At 70.7% G+C, this 25,232-nt stretch carries 24 protein-coding genes; 10 read left to right on the top strand and 14 right to left on the bottom strand.

Translation table 11 applies throughout. The annotated features are described in order from the left end of the window. The first annotated feature begins 56 nt into the window (after window positions 1-56). Both WFI00_RS05620 and WFI00_RS05615 read left to right on the top strand, forming a co-directional pair. Complete coding sequence (locus tag WFI00_RS05620; RefSeq protein WP_336630492.1) at window positions 57-941, top strand: ABC transporter ATP-binding protein; 885 nt, start codon at window positions 57-59, stop codon at window positions 939-941. Then, on the top strand, window positions 938-2,035 hold the full coding sequence (locus WFI00_RS05615; protein ID WP_336630491.1) for an ABC transporter permease: 1,098 nt from the start codon (window positions 938-940) through the stop codon (window positions 2,033-2,035). The genes WFI00_RS05620 and WFI00_RS05615 overlap by 4 nt, the downstream gene beginning before the upstream one ends. A 9-nt stretch (window positions 2,036-2,044) precedes the next feature. Here WFI00_RS05615 and WFI00_RS05610 read toward each other — a convergent pair whose 3' ends face one another. The 3 genes from WFI00_RS05610 to rraA form a co-directional block, all read right to left on the bottom strand. Next, complete coding sequence (locus WFI00_RS05610; protein WP_336630490.1) at window positions 2,045-3,349, bottom strand: cation:proton antiporter domain-containing protein; 1,305 nt, start codon at window positions 3,347-3,349, stop codon at window positions 2,045-2,047. Between the two features lie 113 nt (window positions 3,350-3,462). Beyond that, window positions 3,463-3,849 (bottom strand): VOC family protein, encoded by a 387-nt coding sequence (locus WFI00_RS05605; RefSeq protein ID WP_336630489.1) that lies wholly within the window; start codon window positions 3,847-3,849, stop codon window positions 3,463-3,465. Between the two features lie 80 nt (window positions 3,850-3,929). Then, window positions 3,930-4,397 carry a ribonuclease E activity regulator RraA gene (rraA, locus tag WFI00_RS05600; RefSeq protein WP_336630488.1) on the bottom strand — a complete coding sequence of 156 codons (468 nt, stop codon included), beginning with the start codon at window positions 4,395-4,397 and terminating at the stop codon, window positions 3,930-3,932. Window positions 4,398-4,570: 173 nt separating this feature from the next. Here rraA and WFI00_RS05595 point away from each other — a divergent pair, with 173 nt between their 5' ends. Further along, entirely contained in the window at window positions 4,571-5,152 is a 582-nt protein-coding gene (locus WFI00_RS05595; protein ID WP_336630487.1) for a nitroreductase family protein, read from the top strand. 9 nt (window positions 5,153-5,161) lie between these two features. On the opposite strand, the gene WFI00_RS05590 is transcribed toward WFI00_RS05595, so the two are convergent. Together WFI00_RS05590 and WFI00_RS05585 are read right to left on the bottom strand one after the other, a co-directional pair. After that, window positions 5,162-6,391 carry a M24 family metallopeptidase gene (locus WFI00_RS05590; protein WP_336630486.1) on the bottom strand — a complete coding sequence of 410 codons (1,230 nt, stop codon included), beginning with the start codon at window positions 6,389-6,391 and terminating at the stop codon, window positions 5,162-5,164. Then, complete coding sequence (locus tag WFI00_RS05585) at window positions 6,388-7,824, bottom strand: FAD-dependent oxidoreductase (RefSeq protein WP_336630485.1); 1,437 nt, start codon at window positions 7,822-7,824, stop codon at window positions 6,388-6,390. The genes WFI00_RS05590 and WFI00_RS05585 overlap by 4 nt, the downstream gene beginning before the upstream one ends. Window positions 7,825-7,968: 144 nt before the next feature. Between WFI00_RS05585 and WFI00_RS05580 the strand changes: the two genes are divergently transcribed. Beyond that, a complete protein-coding gene (locus WFI00_RS05580; protein WP_336630484.1) occupies window positions 7,969-9,090 on the top strand; it encodes a ring-opening amidohydrolase in 1,122 nt (373 codons plus the stop codon). A gap of 4 nt (window positions 9,091-9,094) precedes the next feature. On the opposite strand, the gene WFI00_RS05575 is transcribed toward WFI00_RS05580, so the two are convergent. From WFI00_RS05575 to WFI00_RS05550, 6 genes are all read right to left on the bottom strand, one after another. After that, on the bottom strand, window positions 9,095-9,892 hold the full coding sequence (locus WFI00_RS05575) for an ATP-binding cassette domain-containing protein (RefSeq protein ID WP_336630483.1): 798 nt from the start codon (window positions 9,890-9,892) through the stop codon (window positions 9,095-9,097). Beyond that, the gene (locus tag WFI00_RS05570; RefSeq protein WP_336630482.1) at window positions 9,889-10,929 is read right to left on the bottom strand and encodes an ABC transporter ATP-binding protein; all 1,041 of its coding nucleotides are present in this window, start codon (window positions 10,927-10,929) and stop codon (window positions 9,889-9,891) included. Before WFI00_RS05570 ends, WFI00_RS05575 begins: the two co-directional genes overlap by 4 nt. 7 nt (window positions 10,930-10,936) lie before the next feature. Next, on the bottom strand, window positions 10,937-11,800 hold the full coding sequence (locus tag WFI00_RS05565; protein WP_336630481.1) for an ABC transporter permease: 864 nt from the start codon (window positions 11,798-11,800) through the stop codon (window positions 10,937-10,939). Further along, a complete protein-coding gene (locus WFI00_RS05560) occupies window positions 11,797-12,819 on the bottom strand; it encodes an ABC transporter permease (RefSeq protein WP_336630480.1) in 1,023 nt (340 codons plus the stop codon). The genes WFI00_RS05565 and WFI00_RS05560 overlap by 4 nt, the downstream gene beginning before the upstream one ends. 18 nt (window positions 12,820-12,837) lie before the next feature. Then, window positions 12,838-14,382: an ABC transporter substrate-binding protein gene (locus tag WFI00_RS05555; RefSeq protein WP_336630479.1), complete on the bottom strand. Its 1,545-nt coding sequence runs from the start codon at window positions 14,380-14,382 to the stop codon at window positions 12,838-12,840. Window positions 14,383-14,548: 166 nt separating this feature from the next. Next, window positions 14,549-15,238, bottom strand: coding sequence for a GntR family transcriptional regulator (locus tag WFI00_RS05550; protein WP_336630478.1), 690 nt, complete (start codon window positions 15,236-15,238; stop codon window positions 14,549-14,551). A 108-nt stretch (window positions 15,239-15,346) separates the two neighbouring features. On the opposite strand from WFI00_RS05550, the gene WFI00_RS05545 reads away from it, so the two are divergent. From WFI00_RS05545 to WFI00_RS05525, 5 genes are all read left to right on the top strand, one after another. Continuing rightward, entirely contained in the window at window positions 15,347-16,321 is a 975-nt protein-coding gene (locus WFI00_RS05545; protein WP_336630827.1) for an ornithine cyclodeaminase family protein, read from the top strand. Between the two features lie 102 nt (window positions 16,322-16,423). Then, on the top strand, window positions 16,424-17,575 hold the full coding sequence (locus WFI00_RS05540; RefSeq protein WP_336630477.1) for a type III polyketide synthase: 1,152 nt from the start codon (window positions 16,424-16,426) through the stop codon (window positions 17,573-17,575). After that, window positions 17,572-18,336 (top strand): methyltransferase, encoded by a 765-nt coding sequence (locus tag WFI00_RS05535; protein ID WP_336630476.1) that lies wholly within the window; start codon window positions 17,572-17,574, stop codon window positions 18,334-18,336. Before WFI00_RS05540 ends, WFI00_RS05535 begins: the two co-directional genes overlap by 4 nt. After that, window positions 18,333-19,520, top strand: coding sequence for an FAD-dependent oxidoreductase (locus WFI00_RS05530; RefSeq protein ID WP_336630475.1), 1,188 nt, complete (start codon window positions 18,333-18,335; stop codon window positions 19,518-19,520). The genes WFI00_RS05535 and WFI00_RS05530 overlap by 4 nt, the downstream gene beginning before the upstream one ends. After that, window positions 19,517-20,395 (top strand): UbiA family prenyltransferase, encoded by an 879-nt coding sequence (locus WFI00_RS05525; RefSeq protein ID WP_336630474.1) that lies wholly within the window; start codon window positions 19,517-19,519, stop codon window positions 20,393-20,395. The genes WFI00_RS05530 and WFI00_RS05525 overlap by 4 nt, the downstream gene beginning before the upstream one ends. 162 nt (window positions 20,396-20,557) lie before the next feature. On the opposite strand, the gene WFI00_RS05520 is transcribed toward WFI00_RS05525, so the two are convergent. Together WFI00_RS05520 and WFI00_RS05515 are read right to left on the bottom strand one after the other, a co-directional pair. Beyond that, window positions 20,558-22,789, bottom strand: a complete 2,232-nt coding sequence (locus tag WFI00_RS05520) for an ATP-dependent Clp protease ATP-binding subunit (protein ID WP_336630473.1) — start codon at window positions 22,787-22,789, stop codon at window positions 20,558-20,560. A gap of 100 nt (window positions 22,790-22,889) precedes the next feature. Then, complete coding sequence (locus tag WFI00_RS05515) at window positions 22,890-23,867, bottom strand: helix-turn-helix domain-containing protein (protein ID WP_336630472.1); 978 nt, start codon at window positions 23,865-23,867, stop codon at window positions 22,890-22,892. A gap of 71 nt (window positions 23,868-23,938) precedes the next feature. On the opposite strand from WFI00_RS05515, the gene WFI00_RS05510 reads away from it, so the two are divergent. Then, window positions 23,939-24,070, top strand: coding sequence for a hypothetical protein (locus tag WFI00_RS05510; protein ID WP_336630471.1), 132 nt, complete (start codon window positions 23,939-23,941; stop codon window positions 24,068-24,070). Between the two features lie 63 nt (window positions 24,071-24,133). Here WFI00_RS05510 and WFI00_RS05505 read toward each other — a convergent pair whose 3' ends face one another. Next, window positions 24,134-25,231, bottom strand: coding sequence for a glycosyltransferase (locus tag WFI00_RS05505; RefSeq protein ID WP_336630470.1), 1,098 nt, complete (start codon window positions 25,229-25,231; stop codon window positions 24,134-24,136). Window position 25,232 lies beyond the last annotated feature (1 nt).

Below are 25,232 nucleotides of genomic sequence, written 5' to 3'. Positions count from 1 at the left end.
GGCCCCGTCCGGAGCGCCGCCGTAGCGTGGAAGCAGCATCCGAGAAGGAGGAGCGCATGCTCGAACTGAGCGGGATCACCAAGAGCTACGGCACCACGCGCGTGCTCGACGACGTCGGGTTCCAGGTCGCCCCGGGGCGGCTCACCGGCTTCGTCGGCGGCAACGGCGCCGGCAAGACCACCACGATGAGGATCATCCTGGGCGTGCTCGCCCGCGACGACGGCTCGGTCACCCTCGACGGCTCCCCCGTCACGGCCGCCGACCGCCGCCGCTTCGGCTACATGCCCGAGGAGCGCGGTCTGTACCCGAAGATGCGTGTGCTGGAGCACATCGTCTACCTCGCCCGGCTGCACGGCTTCGGCAAGGCCGACGCGACCGCCCGTGCCGAGGCGCTGCTGACCGACCTGGGCCTCGGCGAGCGTCTGAACGACAACATCGAGACCCTGTCGCTCGGCAACCAGCAGCGCGCGCAGATCGCGGCCGCCCTCGTCCACGACCCGGAGGTGCTGATCCTCGACGAGCCGTTCTCCGGCCTCGACCCGATCGCGGTCGACGTCGTGGCGGGCGTCCTCCAGGCGCGCGCCGCGGCAGGGACCGCGGTGCTGTTCTCCTCGCACCAGCTCGACGTCGTCGAGCGGCTGTGCGACGAGCTCGTCATCATCGCGGGCGGCACGATCCGCGCCACCGGATCGCGCGAGCAGCTGCGCGCCCAGCATGCGCAGCGGCGGTTCGAGATGATCTCGGCGGGCGACGCCGGCTGGCTCCGCGACGAGCCCGGAGTCGACGTGGTCGAGTTCGACGGCGGCTACGCCCTCTTCGACGCCGACAGCGACGAGACCGCGCAGCGGGTCCTCCGACGCGCGGTCGCCGCGGGGGACGTGGCGAGCTTCTCCCCCCGGCACCCCTCCCTCGCCCAGATCTTCAAGGAGGTCATCCAGTGAGCACGCACACCGCCACCGCCCCCACCTTCGCCCAGAGCGTCTGGCTCGTGGCCGAGCGGGAGATCGGCTCGAAGCTGCGCAGCAAGGCGTTCCTGATCTCGTTCGGCATCCTGTTCGCGCTCGCCCTGGCCGGAGTCATCTGGGCGGGGTTCAGCGCGAAGAGCGCGTCAACGACGCCCGTCGCCGTCACCGCGGACTCGGCCCAGCACGTGGCGAACGTGCCGGGGCTGGAGCTCACGGAGGTCGCCGACCAGGCCGCCGCCGAGGCGCTGGTCGCGGACGGCACCGTCGACGCCGCGATCGTGGGCGACGGCGCGGCTCCGCTCGGGTTCTCCGTCGTGGTGGAGTCGGACGTGCCCTCCGGGCTGCTGATGTCGCTCTCGCAGTCGCCGAACGTGGTCGTGCTCGACCCCGCCGGTGCGACGGACTGGATCGGCTACATCGCGGCGATCGGCTTCGGCATCGTCTTCCTCTTCGCGGCCCAGACCTTCGGAGCGACGATCGCGCAGAGCGTCGTCGAGGAGAAGCAGACGCGCGTCGTCGAGCTGCTGATCTCGTCGATCCCGGCGCGCGCGCTGCTGGCCGGGAAGGTCGTCGGCAACACCGTCCTCGCGATGGGTCAGGTGCTCGTCCTGGCCGCGATCGCCGTGGTCGGGTTGACCGTCACGGGGCAGACGGAGTTCCTGCAGGGCATCGGCGGGCCGATCGCCTGGTTCTCGGTGTTCTTCCTCTTCGGGTTTGTGCTGCTCGCCGCTCTGTTCGCGGCCGCCGCGGCGATGGTCTCGCGTCAGGAGGACATCGGCTCCACGACGACGCCGCTCATGTTCCTCATCCTGGCGCCGTACTTCCTGGTCATCTTCTTCTGGAACAACCCGACGGTGCTCTCGGTGATGTCGTACGTGCCGTTCTCGGCTCCGGTGGGGATGCCCGTGCGCCTCTTCCTCGGACAGGCGCAGTGGTGGGAGCCGCTCGTCTCGCTCGCCATCATGCTCGTCACGTGCGTCGCCGCGATCTGGGTCGGCGCCAAGATCTACGAGAACTCCATCCTCCGGATGGGTGCGCGGGTCAAGCTGTCGGAGGCGATCGCGGGCTGATCGCCTCCCTCAGACACGATCGGCGGATGCCGGGGCGGCGAGCTCCGGCATCCGCCGATTCACGATCTGCGGGACGATCAGGCCGTGCACGATGATGCTCCCGACCACGGTGAAGACCGTGAGGGCGAGGACGTCGTACGCCGAATCCTCGGGAAGCTTGTTGAACGCGAGGAGCCCGAAGACGATGGTGGCGGTGCCGCGCGGCCCGATGAAGCCGACGAGCGTCCGAGACGACCACGGCACCGAGGATCCGAGCAGCGAGATGTAGACCGGCACGACGCGGAAGACGGTGAGGGCCAGGAGCGCGACGAGCAGGACGCCCGGCTCCACGCCGTTGATCACCACGACGGTCGTCATGGCACCCACGACGAACCACACGAGGTTCGCAGCGAGCGTCCCCGCCTCTTCGACGAGCAGGGTCTCGGCGTGGGGGATGGTGTGCTCCGTCGTGCCCCGGGTGCGCATGAGCCGGTACACGATGCCCGCGACGAATGCCGCGACGAAGCCGTTCGCCGCGACGGCGCTGAACGTCGCGACCGCGAAGGCGATGAGCGGGACGAGGAGCATGACGTAGCGGATGCCCGCGGCGTCCGCCCATGCCCGGCGCACGGCTCCCCGCGCGAGGAATCCGAAGAGACCGCCGAGCACGGCTCCGATGAGGATGGCTCCGACGGTCGCCGGGACCGCGCCGAAGAACGCCGTCACGAACTCCTCGAGCTGCGCCTCGAGCTCCGCCTCGCCGTCGGTCGTGAGGGTGCCGCCGTCGGCCGCCGTCATCAGGGCGGGGAGCGCGACGGCCGCGGCCAGCGCCATGCCGAAGACGGGCGAGACCAGGCCGTCGTTGTAGCCGCTCTCGACGTTCAGGATCTGGCGGATCCGCGCCGGGATCCGCGGCGAGCGCAGCAGGGTCGCGGCGGGTGCGAAGTCGGTGGGCATGACGACGCACGCGACCACGATGAGCACGAGCACGTTGAGCTGGGGCAGGAGGAGCACGCCGCTGAACACGACCGCGAGCAGCGACAGCGGGAGGGCGATGAGGACGAGTCGGGCGACGACACGCCCTTCCCCGCCGAAGAACCCGCCCTTGACCTCGCAGGCGTCGACGAACAGGAGGACCGCCAGCACGAGCTCGACGACGTGCTCCGCCCCCTCGCTGTCGACCGCCGCGGAGAAGCCGGCGACGTCGATGAAGACGAGACCCGCGCCGGCGACCAGCAGCACGGCAGGGCCCGCCACGCCCACGCGGGCGAACCGGTGGCCGACGAGCGACCACAGCGCGATCACGACGAACCCGCACAGGAAGATCAGTGGCACGGTTCCCTCTCCGTCGGTCCCCGGCGCCCGTTCGCCGCCGGAAGGCGCCGCGCACCGGTCCGCGCGGTCGTGATCAGTCTGCCGCACCCGTGGGGCGACGACGATCCGCCGCGTCAGACCGGGACGATCACGGACAGGACGTTGCCGGCCGGGTCGCGGAACCAGGCGATGTCGGGCCCGCGCCCCCGGGAGACCCCGCGGGCATCCGTGCCGTAGTCGGGGTCGTCGTAGATCTTGGTGACGACGCCCGCCTCGTTGAGCGCCTCGACCGCCGCGTCGATGTCGTCGACGACGAGGTTGAGGACCGTGAAGACCGCGGGGCGGTGGTCGGGCTTCGGGTAGAGGATCATCGGGGCCGCGGCCGCACCGGGCAGGGTGAGCTCGAGGATGCCCATCTCGTTGCGCGCCACCTCGAGGCCGAGCGTCTCACGGTAGAAGAACTCGGCGGCATCGATGTCGTCGACCGAGTAGCCGCCGAAACTGTCGGTGAAGGTGATCATGCCGCTCCCGTCGCCCTGTGCGGTCCCAGGATGCGCCGATGCGCGCGGCGGCGCAAGAGGTCGGGCATCCGTCCACGTGCTCAGCGCTCGACGACCACCCCGTCCGCATCCGCCCACACGTGCGCTCCCGGGCGGAAGACGACGCCGGCGATCTCGACGGGCACGTCGACCTCGCCGCGGCCCTCCTTCGCGCTCTTGCGCGGATTCGAGCCGAGCGCCTTGACGCCCAGGGGAAGCTCGCCGATGGCATCCCGATCACGAACGGCACCGTGCACGATGATCCCCGCCCACCCGTTCGCGACGGCGGATGCCGCGATGAGGTCGCCGACCAACGCGGACTCGAGCGATCCGCCGCCGTCCACGACGAGCACGGCGCCGTCGCCGGGAGTTGCGAGCACGGCCTTGACGAGGGCGTTGTCGCGGTGGCACCGCACGGTCCGGATGGCACCGTGGAACGCGGTGCGCCCGCCGATGTCGTGCAGCTGCAGCGCGAGGGAGTCGAGCGCGTCGCCGCGCTCGTCGTACAGGTCCGCGGTGGCGATGGTCATGACGCCACGCTAGCGAGGCCCTCGGGCGCGCGGGCGGGACCCGGGCGGGAAGATCCGGCGACCTTCTGCGACACATAAGGACATGCGGGAACAGCGGGACGGCCCCGGACGTTCGCATCGTCGGGCCGATGGCGTCCCCGACCACGAACAGTCCACTCATCCGGGAGAGACCCATGGGCACAGTCACCGCACACCCCGCCGACACCGACGCGCCGATCCTCGACGTCCTCGCCGAGCGCTGGAGCACGCGCGTCTTCGACCCCACGACACCCATCGACGAGGCGGCGCTCGCGAGCGCGCTCGAAGCCGCGCGCTGGGCGCCGTCGGCGAGCAACACGCAGCCGTGGCGGCTGATCATCGGGCGCCGCGGAACAGCGGCACACGCGGCGATCTTCGACGCGCTGATGGGTTTCAACCAGGCCTGGGCAGGTTCCGCCTCGGCACTGATCGTCTTCGCCGCGGAGACCGACCTCGGTGCCGCACCGGCCGACTGGGCCGTGTACGACACCGGTCAGGCAGCCGCACATTTCAGCGTCCAGGCCCAAGCCCTCGGGCTCCGCACCCACCAGATGGGCGGCTTCCACCGCGATCGCATCTCCGCGGCCTTCGCTCTGCCTGCAAGCGTGGTGCCGATGACCGTGATGGCGGTCGGTGTCATGGGAGACCCGAGCCTCGCAAGCGAGGCGTTGCAGGCGCGCGAGAAGCAGCCGCGCACGCGCCGGGAGATGTCGGAGATCGTTCTCGTCACCCCGTGACGCTCTCGGTCAGGCCTCCACGACGTTGAGGGCGAGCGGGATCGTGTTGAGTTCCTCGGCGCCTTCGGCGCCGGTGATGACCGCTCCGCCGATGCTGACCCGGCGTCCGCGGAGGAGCGCGTTGGGCTGGACCGCGAAGACGATGCCCTTCTCCAGCACGAAGTCGCCGTCCTGAGGAACCGTCGGCGGCATGTACGGCAGGGCGCGAAGGCGCGGATCCACGTGCGTGTTCTGGTGCGTGGCGCTGTTGTACATGACGGGAGACACCGTCTGGATCTGCGGCCCGGTGTTCCAGAATCCGGCGTCGATGACGGGGGCCTCCATCGCCGCGGCGATGTCCCCGAACCGGACGCCCGGCCGGATCATGCCGACACCGATCCGATAGGACTCGATGCAGACGGCCTCGAGTTCGCGCAACAACACGTCGGGTTCACCAATCGACACATCGATCTGCTGCTGAGTCTGATAGCCGGCGTAATGCGAGAAGATCTCCGCCGAGTTGGTGTCTCCGGCTCGGAGAACGCGCGAGCCGCCGCCCATGGCCACCCATTCCGGCGCCGCCCAGCCGAACCTGTCCGAACCGGAGCGCTGGATCACGGGGCCGGTGATCTCCCCTCCCCCGGCGACCATGGCCGCGAACGCCGCGGCCAGAGACTCGGATTCCGGCCGTCCGGCCCTGCTCGCGGTGACGAATCCCGCGCAGGCACGCTCGCCGAGCTCAGCGGAGTAGCGCATCATCGCCAGTTCCTCGTCGCTCTTGACCAACACGAGATGCTCGAATGCGATGGACACGTCCACGAGCTCGTACGCCGCGAACGCGTCCGCGAACGGCGCCCAGACGCCTGCGGGGATCGTGCCCGCGCCCGCCCCGACGGATCGGCTGGACCGGCCGACGATGCCGACCCGGCGCCCCGGAGGCACCTCGGCGACGAGCTCACGAGCGATCTCGACGGCGTTTCCCAGACGAATGTCCTCTACCCAGCGTTCGTAGAGCCTCCCGATCGCGTCGAACCGCGGAAGGGGATGCCGTCCGACCACGTACACGGGTTCACGCCCCGCGACCAGGATCACCGTTCCGTTGTTGATCTCGTTGGTGAGGTATCGCTCCAGCCGCTCCGCGCCGCCGGGGAAGACGATGATCGCCGCGAGGTCCTCCTCGGCCACGAGCGTCTCGACGAGCGACCTGCGTCGATCGCGTTCGTTCAGCGACAGGACGGGCGCCGTCGGTGCCGGGATCACGCGGCCTCCTCCTCAGCGAGCAGGTCGACGAGCCCGGAGCTGAACATGTTGGTGGGGTCGTACTCGCGTTTGACGGCGACGAGACGCTCGTACTTGTCGCCGTACAGCCACCTGGCCGCCGAGGGCGCGGACGCCTCGCTCAGGAAGTTGACGTACGCGCCGTCCTTATAGGGGTTCATCGCCTCGTCGAACGCACGGGTCCACTCGACGATCGCCTCGCGCTCGTCGCCGAACTCCCACTCGCCGCCGAGCGTCGACACCCACTTCGACGTGTTGCGTTCGCCGACCGCCGTCGCCTCCGGCGCGACGCGGCCCGTGGCCCCTCCACGCGGGAAGAACTGGAACGGACAGGTGAAGTGGGGCGCGATCGTCGACGATGCCTGCAGCGGTCGGCCGGGGTAACGGTCGCTGAAGTCGATCGCCGTCTGGATGGCGGTGTCCGGGAAGTCGACGAGGTTCCCTGCACGCCAGTAGTGCTTCACGCCGTGACGGAAGTCGTCGTCGCAGGCGTGCTGCAGCTCGAGGTGCGGCGTCCGGTACCGTCGCTGCCAGATGGGCCGGGCCTGAGCGAACATCGGCGAGACGGCCGCGTCCTCCTCCTTCGCATCACCCCAGTGGATCGTCGCGATGCTGAGGACCTGGGTGCCGCGCGCCGACGGCTCGAAGGACGTCCAGTACGGGGGGACCTCGACGAGGCGAGCGTAGGTGGCGACCTCGTCGGGCGCCTGGTCGTAGGCCCAGTCCCGATAGAACGCGAGCACCTTCTCCCGATCGTCCGTGGCATAGAACTCGTGCCGCACGTTGGCGGTGAACAGGCGTGGGATGTACCGGAACGTGAATGCGACCGCTATGCCGTAGTTGTGGCCGGCGCCTCGCAGCGCCCAGAAGAGATCCGGGTGCTCGTCCTCGGAAACGCACAGGATCCTGCCGTCGGCCGTCACGAGCGTGACCGAGACGAGGTGATCCACGGTCAGGCCGTACAGGCGACTGAGGTAGCCGTTCCCGCCGCCCAGCGTCAGTCCGCCGACGCCCGTGTGCGACACCGTGCCCGCGGGGAGCGTCACGCCCTGTGCGGCGTTCGCCCGATCGAGACCACCCAGGAGGATGCCTCCGCCGACGGTGACCTGTCCGGCCTCGTGGTCGTAGGTCGCGGATGCCAGCGAACGAAGGTCGATCATGAGGGCTCCGTCGCGCACGCTCGTGCCGGCGAGATTGTGTCCGCCACCGCGAACGGTGACACCGATCCCCGCGTCGGCCGCCCAGCGCACGGCGACGGCGACCTGTTCGGCGTCGTCGGGCTGCACGACGGCGAAGGGGTGCCGATCGATGTCGGTGTTCCAGAGCGTGCGTGCACGGTCGTAGCCCGGATCCCCCTGGACGAGTACGGGGCAGGACAGACGCATGCGCAGGTGAGTCACGGAGGCGGTGGACATCGATGTGTGCCTTTCTCGAGTTGGTATACACAATGCCAGAGCGGACAGTGCAAGACGTCGCCTCTGTGTAAAATTCATGTAAACGCGGGAAACCGCTAGATATCTCCGAGACTCTTGGTATACCAATCCTGCTATACACGGAAGGTGACCACACACTCTCGCGCTCTTCGCGTTCACACCTACCCTCTTCGCACACCCGACGACATCGAGGCGTTGCGCACCGACGCCCGCCGCGGTCGGCTCGTGCTCGCGGACATCGTCGCCGTGACCGGCAAGACCGAGGGCCCCGGGGGCCCGGACGACGACTCGCGCACAGCCATCGACAGTGCCATCCGCGGTCTCCTGCACGAGACGGGCGTCCGTTCGGACGGCGAGATCGCCGCCGTTCCGATGAACTTCTCCGGAGGCAGTGGCGGAGTGATCTCCCCGCACTTCACGGTCTTCCTCTCGGCGGAGCCGGACGACGCGGAGCTCGCCGCCGCCGAGCCGAGACTGCGGCTGGGTCGCTCAGTCTCACGTCGGCTCCGGCCCGACGAGCTCGGCCGCATGCCGATGGTGACCGCCATCGACGAGGCGGTGCGCGACGCCCTCCGCGACGGAGGACTCTCCGCCGACCAGGCGATGTACGCCATGGTCAAGAACCCGATGCTGACGCCACGACTCATCGAGGAGGCGGCGCGCGAGGGTCTCGACCTCATCCATCCGCCGACGGGGATGTCCGCCCTGTTCAAGCAGAGCGGCGGCGCAGCGCTCGGTGCGGCGCAGGCGCTGGGCGATCTCGTCGCGACCTCCGAGCAGATCGGGACCGACCCGGCGCTCTACTCCGCGCGGGTGTCGGCCTCCTCGGGCGCGGAGAGCGACCGCGCCCAGACGGTCGTGTTCGGGAACGCCCCCGGAGTGCCGGGGCATCTGTCCGCGGGATACGCGGCGATGCGCGACGCGCTCGATGTGAGCGCTCTCCATCGCGCCTGCCGCGCGGCGGGCCTGGATGTCGCCGACTTCGCCGATCCCGCCACCTTCGCCCACCGCGTCGCGGCGATGTTCGTCAAGTGCAACCCCACCGATGACGCCACGCTCCGCGGATACCCGCAGGTCCAGCGCGGTGGCGGGCTCGACACCTCCTATACGACGCAGCTCAAGGCCTCCGTCGGCGGCATGTTCGCCGCGGCGCTGGGCAACCCGGCGTTCTACATCTCGGGAGCGGGCATCCACCAGGGGGCTCCCGGCGGCGGCTCGGTGGTCGTCATCGTCGACCACCGAGCCTGATCGCTCACAGTTCGAGATACGGCACGGAGGGGTCCGGGATGGGGCTGGCATCGATGAGGGAGCGCGTGTAGTCCGAGCGCGGCGCCGTGAACACGGACTCGCTGTCCCCCTCATCGACGACGTGCCCGCGGTGGAGGACCGTGACGTCGTCGCACAGGTATCGGACGACGGCGAGGTCGTGCGCGACGAAGAGCATCGTGAGGTCGAGCTTCTGCTGCATGTCCTTGAGCAGATTGACGACCTGAGCCTGGACCGAGACGTCCAGTGCGGAGACCGGCTCATCGCAGATCAGCAGCCGCGGCCTCATCACGATCGCGCGTGCGATGGCGATGCGTTGGCGTTGACCGCCCGAGAACGAGCCGGGATACCTCGTCATCTCCGTCGGGTCGAGACCGACCATCTGGAGCGCCTCCGCCACCAGGACTCGCCGCTCTGCGCGAAGAGGCGCTTTGCCGTGGATGATCAGACCCTCACCGACGATGCGCTCCACCGTCATCCGAGGGTTCAGGCTCGAGAACGGGTCCTGGAAGACCGTCTGCACGGACTGACGGAACCTCGTCCAGGCGTCCCGGTCGGCTCCGACCATGTCGACGCCGTCGAAGACGATCTCGCCTGCACTGGGCTTCTCCAGCCCGATGATCGAGCGGATGAGCGTCGACTTCCCCGACCCCGACTCGCCGACCAGTCCGCGGATCCGCCCGCGACCGATGCTGAGGTCCACCCCGTCCAGGGCGATGACCGGCTCCTTGGACCGCGGCGCGAACACCTTCGACACTCCGCGGACGTCGAGCAGTGCGCTCATGAGGTCTCCTCCTGATCTGCGGCGACCCGATCCACCGCGACCTGATCTGCGGCGACTCGATCTGCGGCGACTCGATCCGCGGCGACGAAGCACGCGACCTCGTGGCGCGGCGACAGGAGATCCAGCGGCGGCACCGCCTCGCGACATCGGTCCTCGGCGAGGGCGCAGCGTGGGGCGAAAGCGCACCCCTCCCCGCGTCGGCTCGGAGGCACCGGACTGCCCGGCATCGCGGGCAGCCTGCGGACCGGACGATCGATGCGCGGCACCGCCGCGAGGAGACCCTGTGTGTACGGATGCGCAGGGCGGGCGTAGATGTCGCGCACCGGCGCATCCTCCACCTTGCGGCCGGAGTACATGACGGCGACGCGGTCGGCGAAGCCCGCGACAACCCCCAGGTCGTGGGTGATCAGCAGGACGGCGACGCCGCGATCGCGTGCGATCGCATCGAGCAGCCCGAGCACGCGACGCTGGACGATCGTGTCCAGTGCCGTGGTCGGCTCGTCGGCGATGAGCAGTCGCGGATCGGCGACCATCGCGATCGCGATGGCGACGCGCTGCCGCATCCCTCCCGAGAACTCGAAGGGGTACGCACGCATCCGCTCGGCGGCGTTGACCACGCCCAGGTCGTCGAGCGTCTCACGGGCACGACGCCACGCGTCCTGCTTCGTCGCTCCCGCCAGTCGCAACGGCTCGGCCACCTGGGAGCCGATCGTCTTGACCGGGTTGAGGCTTCGCAGCGGATCCTGGAAGACGAAGCCGATTCTGCGACCTCGCACCCTCTGCATCCGCCGATCCGGCGCGCCCACCAGCTGTTCCCCCTCGAGGGTGACCGATCCGCCCGTGCGCATCCCCTCGTTGAGCCCGACGATCGCTCGCGCCGTCACGCTCTTTCCCGAGCCCGACTCGCCGACGAGCGCGACGCGTTCGCCGGGAGCGATGTCCAGATCGAAGCGATCGACCAGACGGGTCGCGCCGTCGCCACGGGGAACGTCGACCGTGAGCCGCTGGATGGACAGCAGCTGTTCCGTCGCATTCATGAGGACCTCACTTCTTCAACGCGGGGTTGAGCCGGGTCTGAAGGATCTCTCCCCAGAGGGCGAATGTCACGACGGCGAAGGTGATGGCCAGGCCCGGCCACATCGCCACCCACCATGACGTCAATGCGTACGCGCCCCCGTCGGCGGCCATCGATCCCCACTCCGCGCTCGGCGGCTGCGCGCCGACCCCGATGTAGGACAGTCCCGCGAGAATCAGCGTGATGCCTCCGATGTCGAACGCGGTCTGGACGATGACGACGTCGAGCGAGTTCGGGATGACGTGCTGGATCATCATGCGGAGGCGGGAAGACCCCATCGCGGTCGCAGACTCGACGTATGCCTGGCTCATGGTGGTGCGGAAGACGCTCCGCACCACACGGGTCGTCCCGGGCCACTGCGCGACGATCATCGCGATCACGGCGGATTGGAGGCTCGGGCCGAGGGCGATCGCGATGCCGAGAGCGAGGACGAGGCCGGGCACGGCGAGCACGATGTCGCACAGTCGCATGAGAGCCTCGTCGACCCACCCTCCGAACATCGCCGCGACGGCCGCGACGGCGACCCCGATGAGGGCGGCGGCCACACCGATGATCGCCGCGGACAGCAGCGTGCCGGATGCCCCGTCGAGGATCCGCGACCAGATGTCGCGCCCGTTCTGGTCGGTGCCCATGAGATGCGCCGACGACGGCGGCTGCAGCGCATTCGCGAGGTCTACCTGGAACGGATCGTACGGCGCGAGCCACGACCCGAAGAGGACGGCCACCGCCAGCAGCGCGAGGGAGAGGTAGACAAACACCTCCAGCCACGGCGCCGCCGTCCACAGAGCGCGCGTGGGACGTCGGAGAGCGGCACCCATCGTGGCGGGGATCATGCGCGCGCTCCGCGGAGTGTCTGCGCGCGCACACGCGGGTCGATGGCGAGTTGGGCGAGATCGACGAGGAAGCTCATCACGATCACCACGGCCCCGACGAACAGGACGGCGCCCAGAACGGCGAACGTGTCCTTCTGGGTCACGGAGTTGGCGAGGTACGATCCGATCCCCGGTCGGGCGAAGAGCGACTCGACGATGACCGATCCGGCGATGAGGTATCCGACCTGCAGCCCCAGGGTCGCGATGGTCGCGACCGCAGAGTTGCGCAGCGCGTGGGTGATCAGCACCCGGAGGGGGCTGCCGCCCTTCGCCCGCGCCAGGAGGACGTAGTCCTCGTGCTGCTCGTTGATGAGTGAGGTACGGAGGGTCCGGATGATCACCGCCGACTGCGTCAGCCCGAGCACGATCGCCGGCAGCACCAGGTGGGCGAGCACATCACAGAACGCCGCGCCGTCGCCGGCGAGCAGACTGTCGATCGTCAGGAAACCGGTGACCCGCGGCACCGCGTACTGCAGGGAGATGGTCCCGGACACCGGGAGCACCCGGTTCTGAGCGACGAAGTAGATCACCACGAACCCGATCCAGAACACCGGCATCCCCGCGACGATCACGGTGAGGACACGTCCGACCGTGTCGATCGGGCCGCCGCGCCGTGAGACCAGCAACACGGCGACAGGAACCGCCACGACGAGGCTGAGCAGCATCGCCGCGGCCACCATCTCGAGGGTGTAGGGGAGCAGGTCGGCGAGCGTCGTGGTGACCGGCTGATACGACGTGATGGAGGAGCCGAGATCACCTCGTACCAGGCGGCTGAGGAATGCCACGTACTGCACCGGCAGCGGCTGGTCGAGCCCCAGCCGCTGCCGCGTCTGCTCGATCATCTCGGGCGTCGCGCTCTCCCCCGCCGCGACGGCCGCCTCGTCGCCGGGGATCACCTTGATCATCAGGAACACCGCGGTGGCGAGCCCCCACATGCTGACGATCGCGAACAGGGCGCGACGCCCGAGAAATCGAAGCACGACAGGTCCTCCCGCGGGTCAGCCGACGCGGACCGACATCGGGTCGAACTGGATACGGACGGGGCTGTAGGCCACACCCGACACGTCCGAGCTGCTCACGAAGGTGACGTCGGGGAAGGCGAGTGGCATGACGGCGTCATCGTCGGCGACGATCTTCTCGATGGCGGAGTACACCTCGCAGCGGGCGGCCGCGTCCGGCGTCGTCTGGGCTCGGGCGAGCAGCGCGTCGACCTCGGGGTTGGAGTACTGACTGCGGTTGCTGCCCTTCTCCACGAAGGCGGAGTTCAACTGACGATTGAGCATGACATACGGTTCGGGGTACCGCGCGCGGTCGTTGGCGATCGCGAGAGCCGGAGTGGTGTCGATGCTCTTGAGGGAGTCGTTGTACGCGGGGAACGTCGTCGTCTGCAGCGTGACGTCGAGGCCGATGTCCTTGAGGTTGGACTGGAGCAGGACCGCCGCGGCCGCGTGGTCGGGCTGGTTCGGCTGATAGACGAGCGTCAGGCTCTGCCCTGCGACGCCGGCCTGCTCGATGAGCGACGTCGCCTTCGCGACGTTCTGCGTGCGTGCGGGCAGGTCGACGGTGCAGGAGCCGGTCGGCGGGAGGATCGAGGACGCCACCACTCCCTCGCCGCCGAGGATTCCGTCGACGTGGGCCTGATAGTCGTACGCGAGGCTGATCGCTTCCCTCACCCGCGGGTCCGCCGTGATGCCGGCGCGGGTGTTGAAGTAGACGTAGGTTCCACTGACGCCGTCGAAGCTCTGCACGTCGTAGGCGGAGTCTCCCGTGAACAGCTGCGCGTCCTTGGCCAGAAGGGTTCCGAGGTTGACGGCACCGCCACGCAGTGCCGTGCTCAGCGAGGAGCTGTCCGAGAACGCCTGCAGCACGTAGGTGTCGGGCATCCCGTCCACCGCCTGCCAGGCGTCCGTGCGCAGGGCCATCCTGATCGTCTCGGCCTGCGTCATCGAGGTGAGCGTGTACGCCCCGCTGCCCGCCGCGTTCGCCGCGAGCCAGGACTGGGCGTTGTCCGACCCCTCGTGCGAGGACACGACGGCGCTGTTCACGACGAACACCTTGGAGAGCGCCCCCAGGAACGTGGCATCGGGGGCTTTCAGGGTGATGGTGACATGAGTCGCATCGGGCGCGGTGACATCCGCGACCCCGGACAGGAACGACGCCGCTCCCACGCCCGCCGCCAGGATGCGCTTCATGCTGTACACGACATCGGCCGAGGTGAGGGGGGAGCCGTCGGAGAACGTGATGTCGTCGCGCAGCGTGAGGTCGACACTCGTGAGGTCGTCGGAGATCGCCCACTCCGTAGCGACGCGGGGGACCAGATTCCCGGCATCGTCGTAGTCGACGACGGAGTCGTAGAGAAGGTCGCTGGGCACATCGTTCTGGATGGTGTCGCTCAGCAGGGGATCCACGGTGTTGATCGTGGTCTGGGCGACGAAGGCGGTCGGCGCCGCGGACGGCGCCGACCCGCTGGACGCGGAGCATCCAACGACGGCGAGAGCAGTCGCGACGACGAGCACGCTCGCGGTCGCACGGAAGGCGTTCATGGTTCGCGGTCTCCTGGAGGTCGGGGTTCAGGGAGGAGCGGCGAGAGCCCGGCGGGCTCCGTTGGTATACAGAATGCCCAATTGATGTATACCGCCCGCGACCGTCAGGTAACGGTCATGTTTCGTGAGCGCTCCGAACCGACGGCACAGCGGAGCGCTGTCCGGCTCAGCCGGCGGGCAGCCGCTCGGCGAGCAGCGGCAGGCTCTCGCGGCGGCTCTTCTCGATGTGCGCGTACGCCAGCGACCCCGCGTACTCGACGTCACCGTCGCAGATCGCGGCGACGAGGGCTGCGTGCTCCTGAGCGAGAGCGGTCTGGTCCCGGTCGGAGGTGACCCCGAAGAACCAGCGCTGCAGTCCGTGCAGCGGGCGTAGTGAGGATGCGAGCAAGCGATTGTCCGCCAGCTCGACGATCTCGTCGTGCACTCGGGCATTCGCCTCGGCGATCGCGCGGTCGTCGCCGGCGGCCATCGCCGCCTGCGCAGCCGCCCAGGCTCCGCCCAGGCGCGCGGTATCGGCTCCCGCGCGCACGCGCGACGCGGCCGACCTCGCGGCAAGGACCTCGAGCGAAGACTTCACGTCGAAGTACTCCGTCGCATCGCGGACGGTCAGTTCACGGACAACGGCGCCCCGGCGGGGGTGCGTGACGATGAACCCCTCCGCTTCCAGCTGGGGGAGCGCTTCGCGCAGGGGGATGCGCGAGACGGAGAACTCCTCGGCGAGCTCCCGCTCGCGCAACCACGTGCCCGCGGGGATCTCTCCCTCGATGATGCGTCGACGCAGCTCGTCGTAGATCTGCGCAGCCAGCGAGCGGTCGGCGCGACCGATCGCGTCTGCGGCTCCCACGCTTCTGCTCATCGCGCCCATTGTATGGCTACAGGCGTGGGCTGACGATGAGTCCGAGATCACGTGCGGCATATGGTATACAAGATCAATCCCGTTCGAAAGGAGCATCGCGTGATCACCATGACTGCGGTCGACGTCGAGCGACTCCTGACGCTCGAGTCGCTCATCCCTGCCATCGAGGCCGCCCACCGCGAGCACGCACTCGGCGGGGCGAGCGCCCCGGCCCCACTGATGCTCAGCTCTGCCTCCACCGACACGCACGTGCTGGCGATGGCCGCTTCTTCGGCGCACTTGGGTCGTTCGGTCGTGAAGACGATGACCGACACCCCGTCGAACGTGACGCGCGGGATCAGCACGCAGCGCTCCACGATCCTCCTCCTCGATGATGCCGAGGGAACCCCGCTCGCGCTCGTCGACGGGGTGAGCGTCACCCGGCTGCGCACGGCGGCGACATCCGCCGTTGCGACGTCGCTCCTGGCGCGCGCCGGTGCGCGGACGCTCACACTGCTGGGGGCAGGGGCCCTGGCGCCGCTCCACGCGCGTGCGATCTGTCTCGTCCGCGACATCGACAGGATCACGATCTGGAATCGCGGTCGTGAGCGCGCCGAAGCGCTGGCCGACGCGTTGCGGCGGGACGGGCGCGACGTCCGTGTGGCGGAGACGCCCGAGGCCGCGGTGCGCGATGGGGACGTGATCTGCACCCTCACCCCGAGCGCCGACCCCGTGCTCGCGGGGCGGTGGCTCTCACCCGGTCAGCATCTCAATGTCGTGGGAGCCCCTCCGCGCGCCGACCATCGCGAAGTCGACGGCGTCGCCATGTCACGGTCGCGTGTCGTGGTCGACAGCGTGGCGAACACGATGGCGAAGTCGGGCGATGCGCTCCTGGCGCTCGCCGAGGGAGCGATCCATCAGGAGTCGTTGACGACGGAGCTCGGCGAGGTGGCCGCCGGCCTCAAACCCGGCCGCAGGAGCGCGGACGACATCACACTGTTCAACTCGCTCGGCATGGGTCTGCAAGACCTTGCTGCCACGGATCTGCTGTACCGGGAAGCGACACGCGACTCCTCGCTGCCGCGGCTCGCGCTGCGCGCCTGAGCGCGGGCACCGCACCCGACCCGAGACCGGCCACCCCAGCACACGGGGCGGCCGGTGACAAGCCGTGTGCCGCTGCCGCGGAACGGCGGGTAGCCTGCGCAGATGAGCGCTTCTCCCCCCTCGCGGGCGTCGATCGTCGGAATCGGCACGGCCGTGCCGTCGACGCGCCTGCCGCAGGGTGCGGTGCGCGACCTCTTCGTCGGCCAGCCCGGAACAGACCGGCTGACGAGACGGCTCATCGCCGCGGCGTTCGACCAGTCGGCGATCGACGAGCGCCACAGCGTGCTCGCCGAGCTGCGGCCCGGATCGGACGACCCCGCATCCGCCTTCCTCGACACACACGAGCGGCGGATCCTGCGGCCGGCGACCGGGGTGCGCAACGAGGTGTACGTGCGCGAGGCGCCCGCGCTGTTCGCCGCCGCCGCGCGGGACGCGCTCGCGCGATCGGGGACGGATGCCGACGCGGTCACGCATGTCGTGACGGCGTCGTGCACGGGCTTCTTCGCGCCGGGACCCGACGTCGCCCTCGTCCGCGAGTTGGGTCTCGCGACGACCGTGTCGCGGGAGCACCTCGGCTTCCTCGGGTGCGCCGCGGCACTTCCGGCGCTGCGGTCGGCCGCCCGCATCTGCGTCGCCGAGCCGGGCGCCGTCGTGCTGGTTGTCTGCGCGGAGCTGTGCACCATCCATCTGCGCGCTTCGAGCGATCCCGACCAGATCGTGTCGTCGGCGGTGTTCGCCGACGGCGCCGCGGCCGCCGTCGTGACGGCGACGCCGGCCCCGGACGCGCGCCGCATCACCCTCGACCGCTTCGCCACCGCGATCACCGAGGAGGGCGAGGCGGCGATGGGCTGGACCATCGGGGACCACGGCTTCGAGATGACGCTCACCGCAGAGGTCCCGCGCATCGTCGGACGCGAGGTGCGCGCGGCGCTCGCCCCGGTCGCCGGGGATCTGCTGGACGGAGACGCCCCGGCAGCCGCGCGGTGGGCCGTGCATCCGGGCGGCCGCAGCATCCTCGACCGCGTCGAGTCGGCATGCGCCCTCCCTGCCGACGCGCTGCGGCACTCGCGGGAGGTGCTGAGGGAGTTCGGCAACATGTCCTCCGCGACGATCCTGTTCATCCTGCAGCGGTTGCTCGACGACCTGGGCGACGACGAGGACGTCCCCGTCGTCGCCGTCGCCTTCGCGCCCGGCCTGACGGTGGAGTCGGCGCGGATGACCCTGCACGCGCCGACGGGTGCCGACGCGCGATGAGCCCGCTGTCGGCGCGCGACGAGGATCTGCGCGAGCTCATGGACGACGCGGACTGCGATCCCGAGCGACTGCGCCGCACGCTCGAGCGCTTCCGCGTCGTCAATCGACTGGTGTCGGGGTGGGGCGCCGTCTACCGGCGACGCATCCGCCCGCTTGCGCTCGCACGCGGACGGATCTCGATCCTCGACATCGGCTGCGGCGGAGGCGACGTCCTGCACCGGATCGCGTCGCTCGCGCGGGCGGACGGGGTCGAGGTGCACGCGGTCGGGATCGATCCGGACCCGCGCGCGCTCGCCGTCGCTCGACGCCGCGTCATGGACGATCGCTCGGGTGATGCCCCGGGCATCGTCCTGCGCCGCGCCCACAGCGCCGACCTCGTCGCGGAGCTCGGCGGATCCGGCACGTCGGGCACGCCCGGCACGTCCGGCGCACCCGGCACGGGGCGCTTCGACGTCGTGATCTCGAACCACGTGCTGCACCACCTCGACGTGGGCGCGCTGCCGGCCTTCCTCGCCGATTCGGCCGCGCTGTCGCAGGGGATCGTTCTCCACTCCGACATCGCCCGCTCCCGCACGGCGTACGCGGCGTATGCGGTGGGAATCACCCCGCTGGCGCCGGGGACCTTCCTGCGCACGGACGGGCTGCGCTCGATCCGGCGCAGCTGGCGCGCGGACGAGCTCGCCCGGCGTCTGCCGCCGGGGTGGCGCGTGGAGCGGCCCGCCCCCTTCCGACTCCTCGCGACCGTGGAGGCGGCCCCGTGACGCGCGAGGTCGTCGACGTCGCCATCGTGGGCGCGGGCCCCGTCGGCGTCCTCCTGTCGGCCGAGCTCGCCCGGCACGGTGTCGCGGCGGTGACGCTCGAGCAGCGCGCGGAGCCGGGGGGCGGATCCCGCGCGGTCGGCGTCCACGCCACGGCGCTCGCGGCGATGGAGGCCTCGGGAGCGACCGAGCGTCTGCTCGCCGGGGCGCGGCGGGTGCGGTTGGGCGAGGCGCGCCGGCAGGGGCGCTCGCTCGGTCTCGTCCGCTTCGAGCGGCTGCACACCCGGCATCCGTACGTCGCGACACTCCCCCAGCCGCGGACCGAGGCGGCGCTGGCGCACACCGCCGCCGCCTGGGGAGCCGCCCCGCCGCGGCGGGGCGTCCGTGTGCGCGCGCTGGTCCCTCGCGCCGATCGGGTGGAGCTGATCCTCGCGGACGGGGCGACTCTGGAGGCCCGGGTCGCCGTCGTCGCCGGAGGCCTGCGCGCCCGAGACCTCCTGCCGCTGCGCGCCCGCGTCCTCCGCTACCCCGACCGGTACCTGATGACCGACTGCGCCGACGACGGCGACGACGGCGACCGCGCCGTCGTGCATCTCGATCCTCGCGGGGTGCTCGAGTCGTTCCCGCTCCCGGACGGACGCCGCCGCTACGTGGCGTGGATGCCTGCGGGCGACCTGCGACCGGCCGGAGACCGACTGCGCGAGGCCGTCGCGACGCGGACGGGCTCGGACGCCGCCGCCTCCGCCGTCGCCGAGGCGACGGGGTTCGGGGTCGCCCGGTCCGCCCTCCCGGCGATGCGGGCGGGCCGGGTCCTCGCCGTCGGCGACACGGCCCACGAGGTGAGCCCGATCGGCGGCCAGGGGATGAACCTGGGCCTCCTCGACGCGGTGACCCTCGCGCCGCTCCTCTCCCGCTGGGTCCGCGCGGAGACGGCCGGGATCGTCGGACCGGGGCGCGCCGGCGCCGTCCCGTGGGAGGCGATCGCGGCCTGGGAGCGGCGCCGGCGAGCAGCCGCGGGGCGGTCGGGCCGGATCGCGGCGGTCAACACGGTGCTCGGCCGTCCCGCCAACGCCGCCGGAGCGGCCGCCGTGCGGGCCGCGCTCGCCTCACCGGGCACGCTCGTCCTCGCGCACGCGTACGCGATGGGCTTCGATCCCGACGCCCGCCTCTTCCGGACGCCCCGATGACGCCGCCCGGCCCGGGAGGCTCGTCCCGCCGGCTCGCGGTCGGAGCGCTGTGGCGCTCCAGCCACCCGGGGCCCACCCTCGTCGTGTCGGTGCTCGCCCTCGTCCTGGGCGTGTCGGCGGGTCTCGACGCGGGTCGGCTGGCGCTCCTGACCGGCGCCGTGTTCGCCGGTCAGCTGTCGGTGGGCTGGTCGAACGACGCGATCGACGCGCGCCGGGACGCCTCGGTCGGCCGCGCCGACAAGCCGATCGCCCGCGGGGAGATCAGCGCTCGGGCGGTCGGCACGGCGGCGGTCGCCGCGGTGCTCGTCGCCCTGGCTGCCTCGGCCGTGCTCGGCCCGGGCTTCCTCGTCGCGCACACGATCGCCCTCGGCTCGGCCTGGGGGTACAACGCGTGGCTCAAGAACACCGCGGCATCCACACTCCCCTTCGTGGTGAGCTTCGGCCTGTTCCCGTCGCTGGCGACCCTGGCACGCGCCGATCCCCTCCTCGCGAGCCCGTGGGCGACGCTCGCGGGAGCCGCCCTCGGCATCGCCGTGCACTTCTCGAACGTGCTGCCCGACTTCGATGACGACGCGGCGACCGGCATCCGCGGGACACCCCACCGCCTGGGCCGCCGCGCGAGCGCCGTCGTGTCGTTCGTTGCTCTCGCCGTCGGCGCCGGGGCGGTCGCGCTCGGGCCCGTCCTCGCGGGCGGCGGAGAGACCGCCGTTCCCCTCGCCGCGCCCCTGGGGCTGCTGAGCGTCGCCACGATCGCCGCGATCGGCCTCATCCGCGCCCTGCGGACCCCCGATCGCGTCGTCTTCCGCCTGGTGATGCTCGCCGCCCTGGTCCTCGTGCTGCAACTGGCCCTGACGGGCTCTCGCCTCAGTCCCTGACGCCCCCCCTCGTCCTCGCCCCGCCCCGCCGCACCTCGCCCTGCAAGCGAGAAACCACCCCCGACGTGAGAAACACACGCAGGGGTGGTTTCTCGCGGTGGGAGTGGTTTCTCGGCGAGGCGACGCGAGGCCAGGCGAGGCGAGGCGACGCGAGGCGAGGGGTCAGTCGTCGAGGAGTTCGGCCTCGATGACGTCGTCGTCCGCGGCGGGGGCGGATGCCTCGGGGGACGCGCCGGCGCTCGTGAGCACCAGGCCTGCGCCGTCGGCGCCGACGTCGACCTTGACGAGGTCGCCGTCGCGCACGCCGCCCGAGAGCAGGGCCATCGCGAGGCGGTCCTGGATCTCCGACTGGATGAGCCGACGCAGCGGCCGGGCCCCGAAGATCGGGTCGTAGCCGCGCTCGGCGAGCCACGCCCGGGCATCCGGCGTCACCGCCAGTGTCAGGCGACGATCGCGCAGGCGGCGCTGGAGGGCATCCACCGACAGCTCCACGATCTGGGCGAGGTCGTCCTCGCTCAGCGCCTGGAACATGACAATGTCGTCGAGCCGGTTAAGGAACTCGGGGCGGAAGGCCGTCCGCACGAGCGCCATGACCTGCTCGCGCTTCTGCTCGATCGTGAGCGTCGGGTCGATGAGGATCGGCGAGCCGAGGTTCGAGGTCAGGATCAGGATCGTGTTCGTGAAGTCCACGGTGCGACCCTGGCCGTCCGTGAGCCGGCCGTCGTCGAGGACCTGCAGCAGGATGTCGAAGACCTCCGGATGCGCCTTCTCGACCTCGTCGAGGAGCACCACCGAGTAGGGACGCCGGCGGACGGCCTCGGTGAGCTGACCGCCCTGCTCATAGCCGATGTACCCCGGAGGGGCACCGACGAGCCGGGCGACCGAGTGCTTCTCGCCGTACTCGCTCATGTCGATGCGGACCATGGCGCGCTCGTCGTCGAAGAGGAACTCGGCGAGCGCCTTGGCGAGCTCGGTCTTGCCGACACCGGTCGGGCCGAGGAACAGGAACGACCCCGTCGGCCGGTTCGGGTCGCTGATGCCCGCGCGGGAGCGGCGCACCGCGTCGGAGACGGCCTTGACGGCATCCTTCTGCCCGATGAGGCGCTTGCCGAGCTCGGCCTCGAGGTGCACGAGCTTCTCGCTCTCGCCCTGCAGCAGGCGCCCCACCGGGATGCCCGTCCAGGCGGCGATGACGGAGGCGATGTCGGCGTCGGTGACCTGGTCGTTGACCATGCGCTCGCCCCCCGTGCCGTCCGCGTTCAGGGCCGCCTCGGCGTTCTCGGCCTGAGCGACCTGGCGCTCCAGCGCCGGGATCTCGGCGTAGTAGAGCCGCGACGCCTTCTCAAGGTTTCCCTCGCGCTGAGCACGCTCGGCGTCGATGCGCGCCTGGTCGAGGCGCGTCTTCAGGTCACCGACCGCGTTGAGCGACGCACGCTCGCGCTCCCAGCGCGCCTGGAGCTCGTCGAGGTGCTTCTGCTCGACCGCGAGGGTCTCGCGCAGCGTCGCGAGGCGCTCCTTCGACGCGGCGTCCTTCTCCCGCTTGAGGGCGAGTTCCTCGAGCTTGAGCCGGTCGACGTGGCGACGCAGCTCGTCGATCTCGAGCGGGGCGGAGTCGATCTCCATGCGCAGCCGCGACGCGGCCTCGTCGATCAGGTCGATGGCCTTGTCGGGCAGCTGGCGGGAGGGGATGTAGCGATTCGACAGGGATGCCGCGGCCACGAGCGCGCCGTCGGCGATGGCGACCTTGTGGTGGGCCTCGTAGCGCTCCTTGAGGCCACGGAGGATCGCGATGGTGTCCTCGACGCTCGGCTCCCCGACGTACACCTGCTGGAAGCGCCGCTCGAGCGCGGCGTCCTTCTCGATGAACTCGCGGTACTCGTCGAGGGTCGTGGCGCCGATCAGGCGCAGTTCGCCGCGGGCGAGCATGGGCTTGAGCATGTTGGACGCCGCGACCGACCCTTCGCCGCCGCCTGCGCCCATCAGGACGTGCAGCTCGTCGATGAAGGTGATGATCTGCCCGTCGGACTCGGTGATCTCCTTGAGGACGCTCTTCAGGCGCTCCTCGAACTGGCCGCGGTACATCGCGCCCGCGACGAGTGCCGAGATGTCGAGGCTCACCAGTTCCTTGTTCTTGAGGGACTCGGCGACGTCGCCCGCGACGATGCGCTGGGCGAGGCCCTCGACCACGGCGGTCTTGCCGACGCCGGGCTCGCCGATGAGGACGGGGTTGTTCTTCGTGCGCCGGGTGAGCACCTGGCTGACGCGGCGGATCTCGCTGTCGCGCCCGATGACGGGGTCGAGCTTGCCCTGGCGGGCACGATCGGTGAGGTTGATGCCGAACTGTTCGAGCGCGCTCTGCTGCTCGTCCTGCCCGGGCTGGGGCTGTGCGTTCATTCGTTCTCCTCGAACCTGCGGAAACCTTCGAGACTCAAAGTTGAGTCGTCTGGGCTCAAGTTTAGCAAACGAGTGCGCCCCCAACAAGAGTCGGACATGCTCACGAGGCGATCGACGCCGGCTCGGGAGTCGCGCAGGCGAAGCGGGCGCGATATGCCGTGGGGCTCAGGCCCAGCATCCGCGTGAAGTTCTGCCGCAGCACCGCCGCAGACCCGAAGCCGCTCTCGAAGGCGACCGCGTCGAGGCCGAGCTCGGTCTGCTCGAGCAGGCGCTGCGCGTGGATGAGTCGCTGGCGGGCGAGCCACGCGGCGGGCGTCGTGCCGTAGTCGGCCTTGAACCGACGGGCGAACGTCCTCGGCGACATGTGGGCGCGGGCGGCGAGCTGGTCGACGGACAGGTCGAGGCTCAGGTGCTCGAGCACCCAGTCGGTCACCGGCGTGAGGGAGAGCGACGTGCTCACCGGCAGGGGCGCGGCGATGAACTGCGCCTGACCGCCGTCGCGCTGCGGGGGCACCACCATCCGCCGCGCGATCGTGTTCGCCATCTCGGCGCCGAGCTCGATCCGCAGCAGGTGCAGGCAGGCGTCCAGACCCGCCGCCGTGCCGGCGCTCGTGATGATGCGGCCGTCCTGCACGTAGAGGACGTTCGGATCGACCTCGATCTCGGGATACATGCGCGCCATCGTGTCGGCGTAGCGCCAGTGCGTCGTGGCGCGGCGACCGTCGAGCACGCCGGCGGCGGCGATCACGAACGACCCGCTGCAGACGGTGAGCACCCACGCTCCGCGCGCGACCGCGCGGCGGACCACCGCGGCGACGCGCTCGTCGACGTTCTCCCAGCTCTCACGGGGGATCGGTGTGATCACCACGAGGTCCGCCTCATCGGCGAACGCGAGGTCGGCGTCGACGTTGAGCGAGAAGCCGAGGTTGCTCGCGACGACGCCCGGATCGGGAGCCACCACCCGGAAGTCGAAGTTGGGGATGCCGTCGTCCGACCGATCGAGACCGAAGGCCTCGCAGGCGAGGCCGAACTCGAAGGGCGCGAACCCGGACTGGACGACACACGCGACAGTCTTCATGGCAGGAATCATACACACGTCGTCACTTCTGCCACTCCTGTCTGTATCGCAGCGTGCGTAGCGTTTCTGCCATGACTCTTCTCGCCCTCGTTCTCCTGATCTCCCTGGTCGCCGTCTCCGTCGCCGCCGTCGTCGCGACCGCGCGCGCCCTCCGCGTCGACGGCTATCGCCGCACCCCGACCGACCGCTCGCGCCTGCCGTGACACGGCGGCCGGCAGTAGCCGCGCCGGAGGTCAGCGCCGGGCCAGCGGGCACGGCGGCGGAGGTCAGCGCCGGCGCAGAGGCGCGAGCGCCTCGAGGAGGACCGCGGCCGAGCGGGCCCACGAGAACCGGGCGATGTGCGCCGCCCCCGCCGCGACGACGGCGGTGTGACGCTCGGGGTCGTCGAGGGAGCGCACCGCGGCGGCGAAGGCCGCGGGATCCGTGCCCGGCGCGTACAGGGCACCGCCTCCGGCGACCTCGTGGAAGATCGGCATGTCGGTGACGACGGCGGGCACGCCGAGCTCGAGTGCCTCCGCGACGGGCAGGCCGTACCCCTCGTCGAGCGAGGCGGAGACGAGCACCGCGTGATCCGCGAGGAGCGCGGCGTACTCGGCATCCGTCACGCCGCCGTGGAACACGACCGCCCCGCCGCGCGGGTCGACGAGGGATTCGAGCTCGGCGCGACGGTCCGGCGCGATCCGCGACAGGAGGTGGAGCGTGCGACCGGGGAGCTCGGCGACCGCCCGGATGAGCGTCTCGACGTTCTTGTAGGGCATGAACGAGCCCATGTAGACGAGGTTCTGCGCGCCCGGGACGACCGCGGTGCCGTCCGGCAGAAGCTCGGCGAGCCGCTGCGGCGCGTTGGGCACCACGACGACGGGCCTCTTCGTCAGCCGGACCCGCGCGAACTCCGCCGCGCTGGTCTCGCTCACGGTGGCGACCAGGTCCGCCGCGTTCAGGGTGAGGCGCTGCGGAACGTAGGAGAGGTGGAACAGGCGCCAACCGAGTCGCACGTACCACGGCAGCGACCGGGGCGGCGTGCGGTGGCGATAGTAGATCGTGTCGTGCAGCGTCAGGACGAGCCCGAAGCGGCGCCCGAACGAGCCGATCGTCTGCATGGGCGAGAACACGGCGTCCGGCCGGAGCCGGTTGAGGAGGAGCGCCGTCCACGGCTCACGAAGCGCGGTGGGGGCGTGGATGCGCCGGGTGCGGGCGCCCTCCGGCAGCAGGGCGCGCTGCGCGTCGTCCCAGATCAGGAAGACGACGTCGACCCCGCGCGCCGGCGCCGCGGCGAACACGGCCGCCGCGAGCTCGGCGGAGTACCGGCTGATGCCGTCGTGGAAGTCGGTGCGGATGTACCGGGCATCGAAGAGCAGGCGCATG

Source organism: Microbacterium sp. MMO-56 (genome assembly GCF_037146215.1).
Classification (GTDB): Bacteria; Actinomycetota; Actinomycetes; order Actinomycetales; family Microbacteriaceae; genus Microbacterium.
The sequence above is the reverse complement of the archived record's forward strand: the minus strand, read 5'-3'. Positions and strand labels throughout refer to the sequence as shown.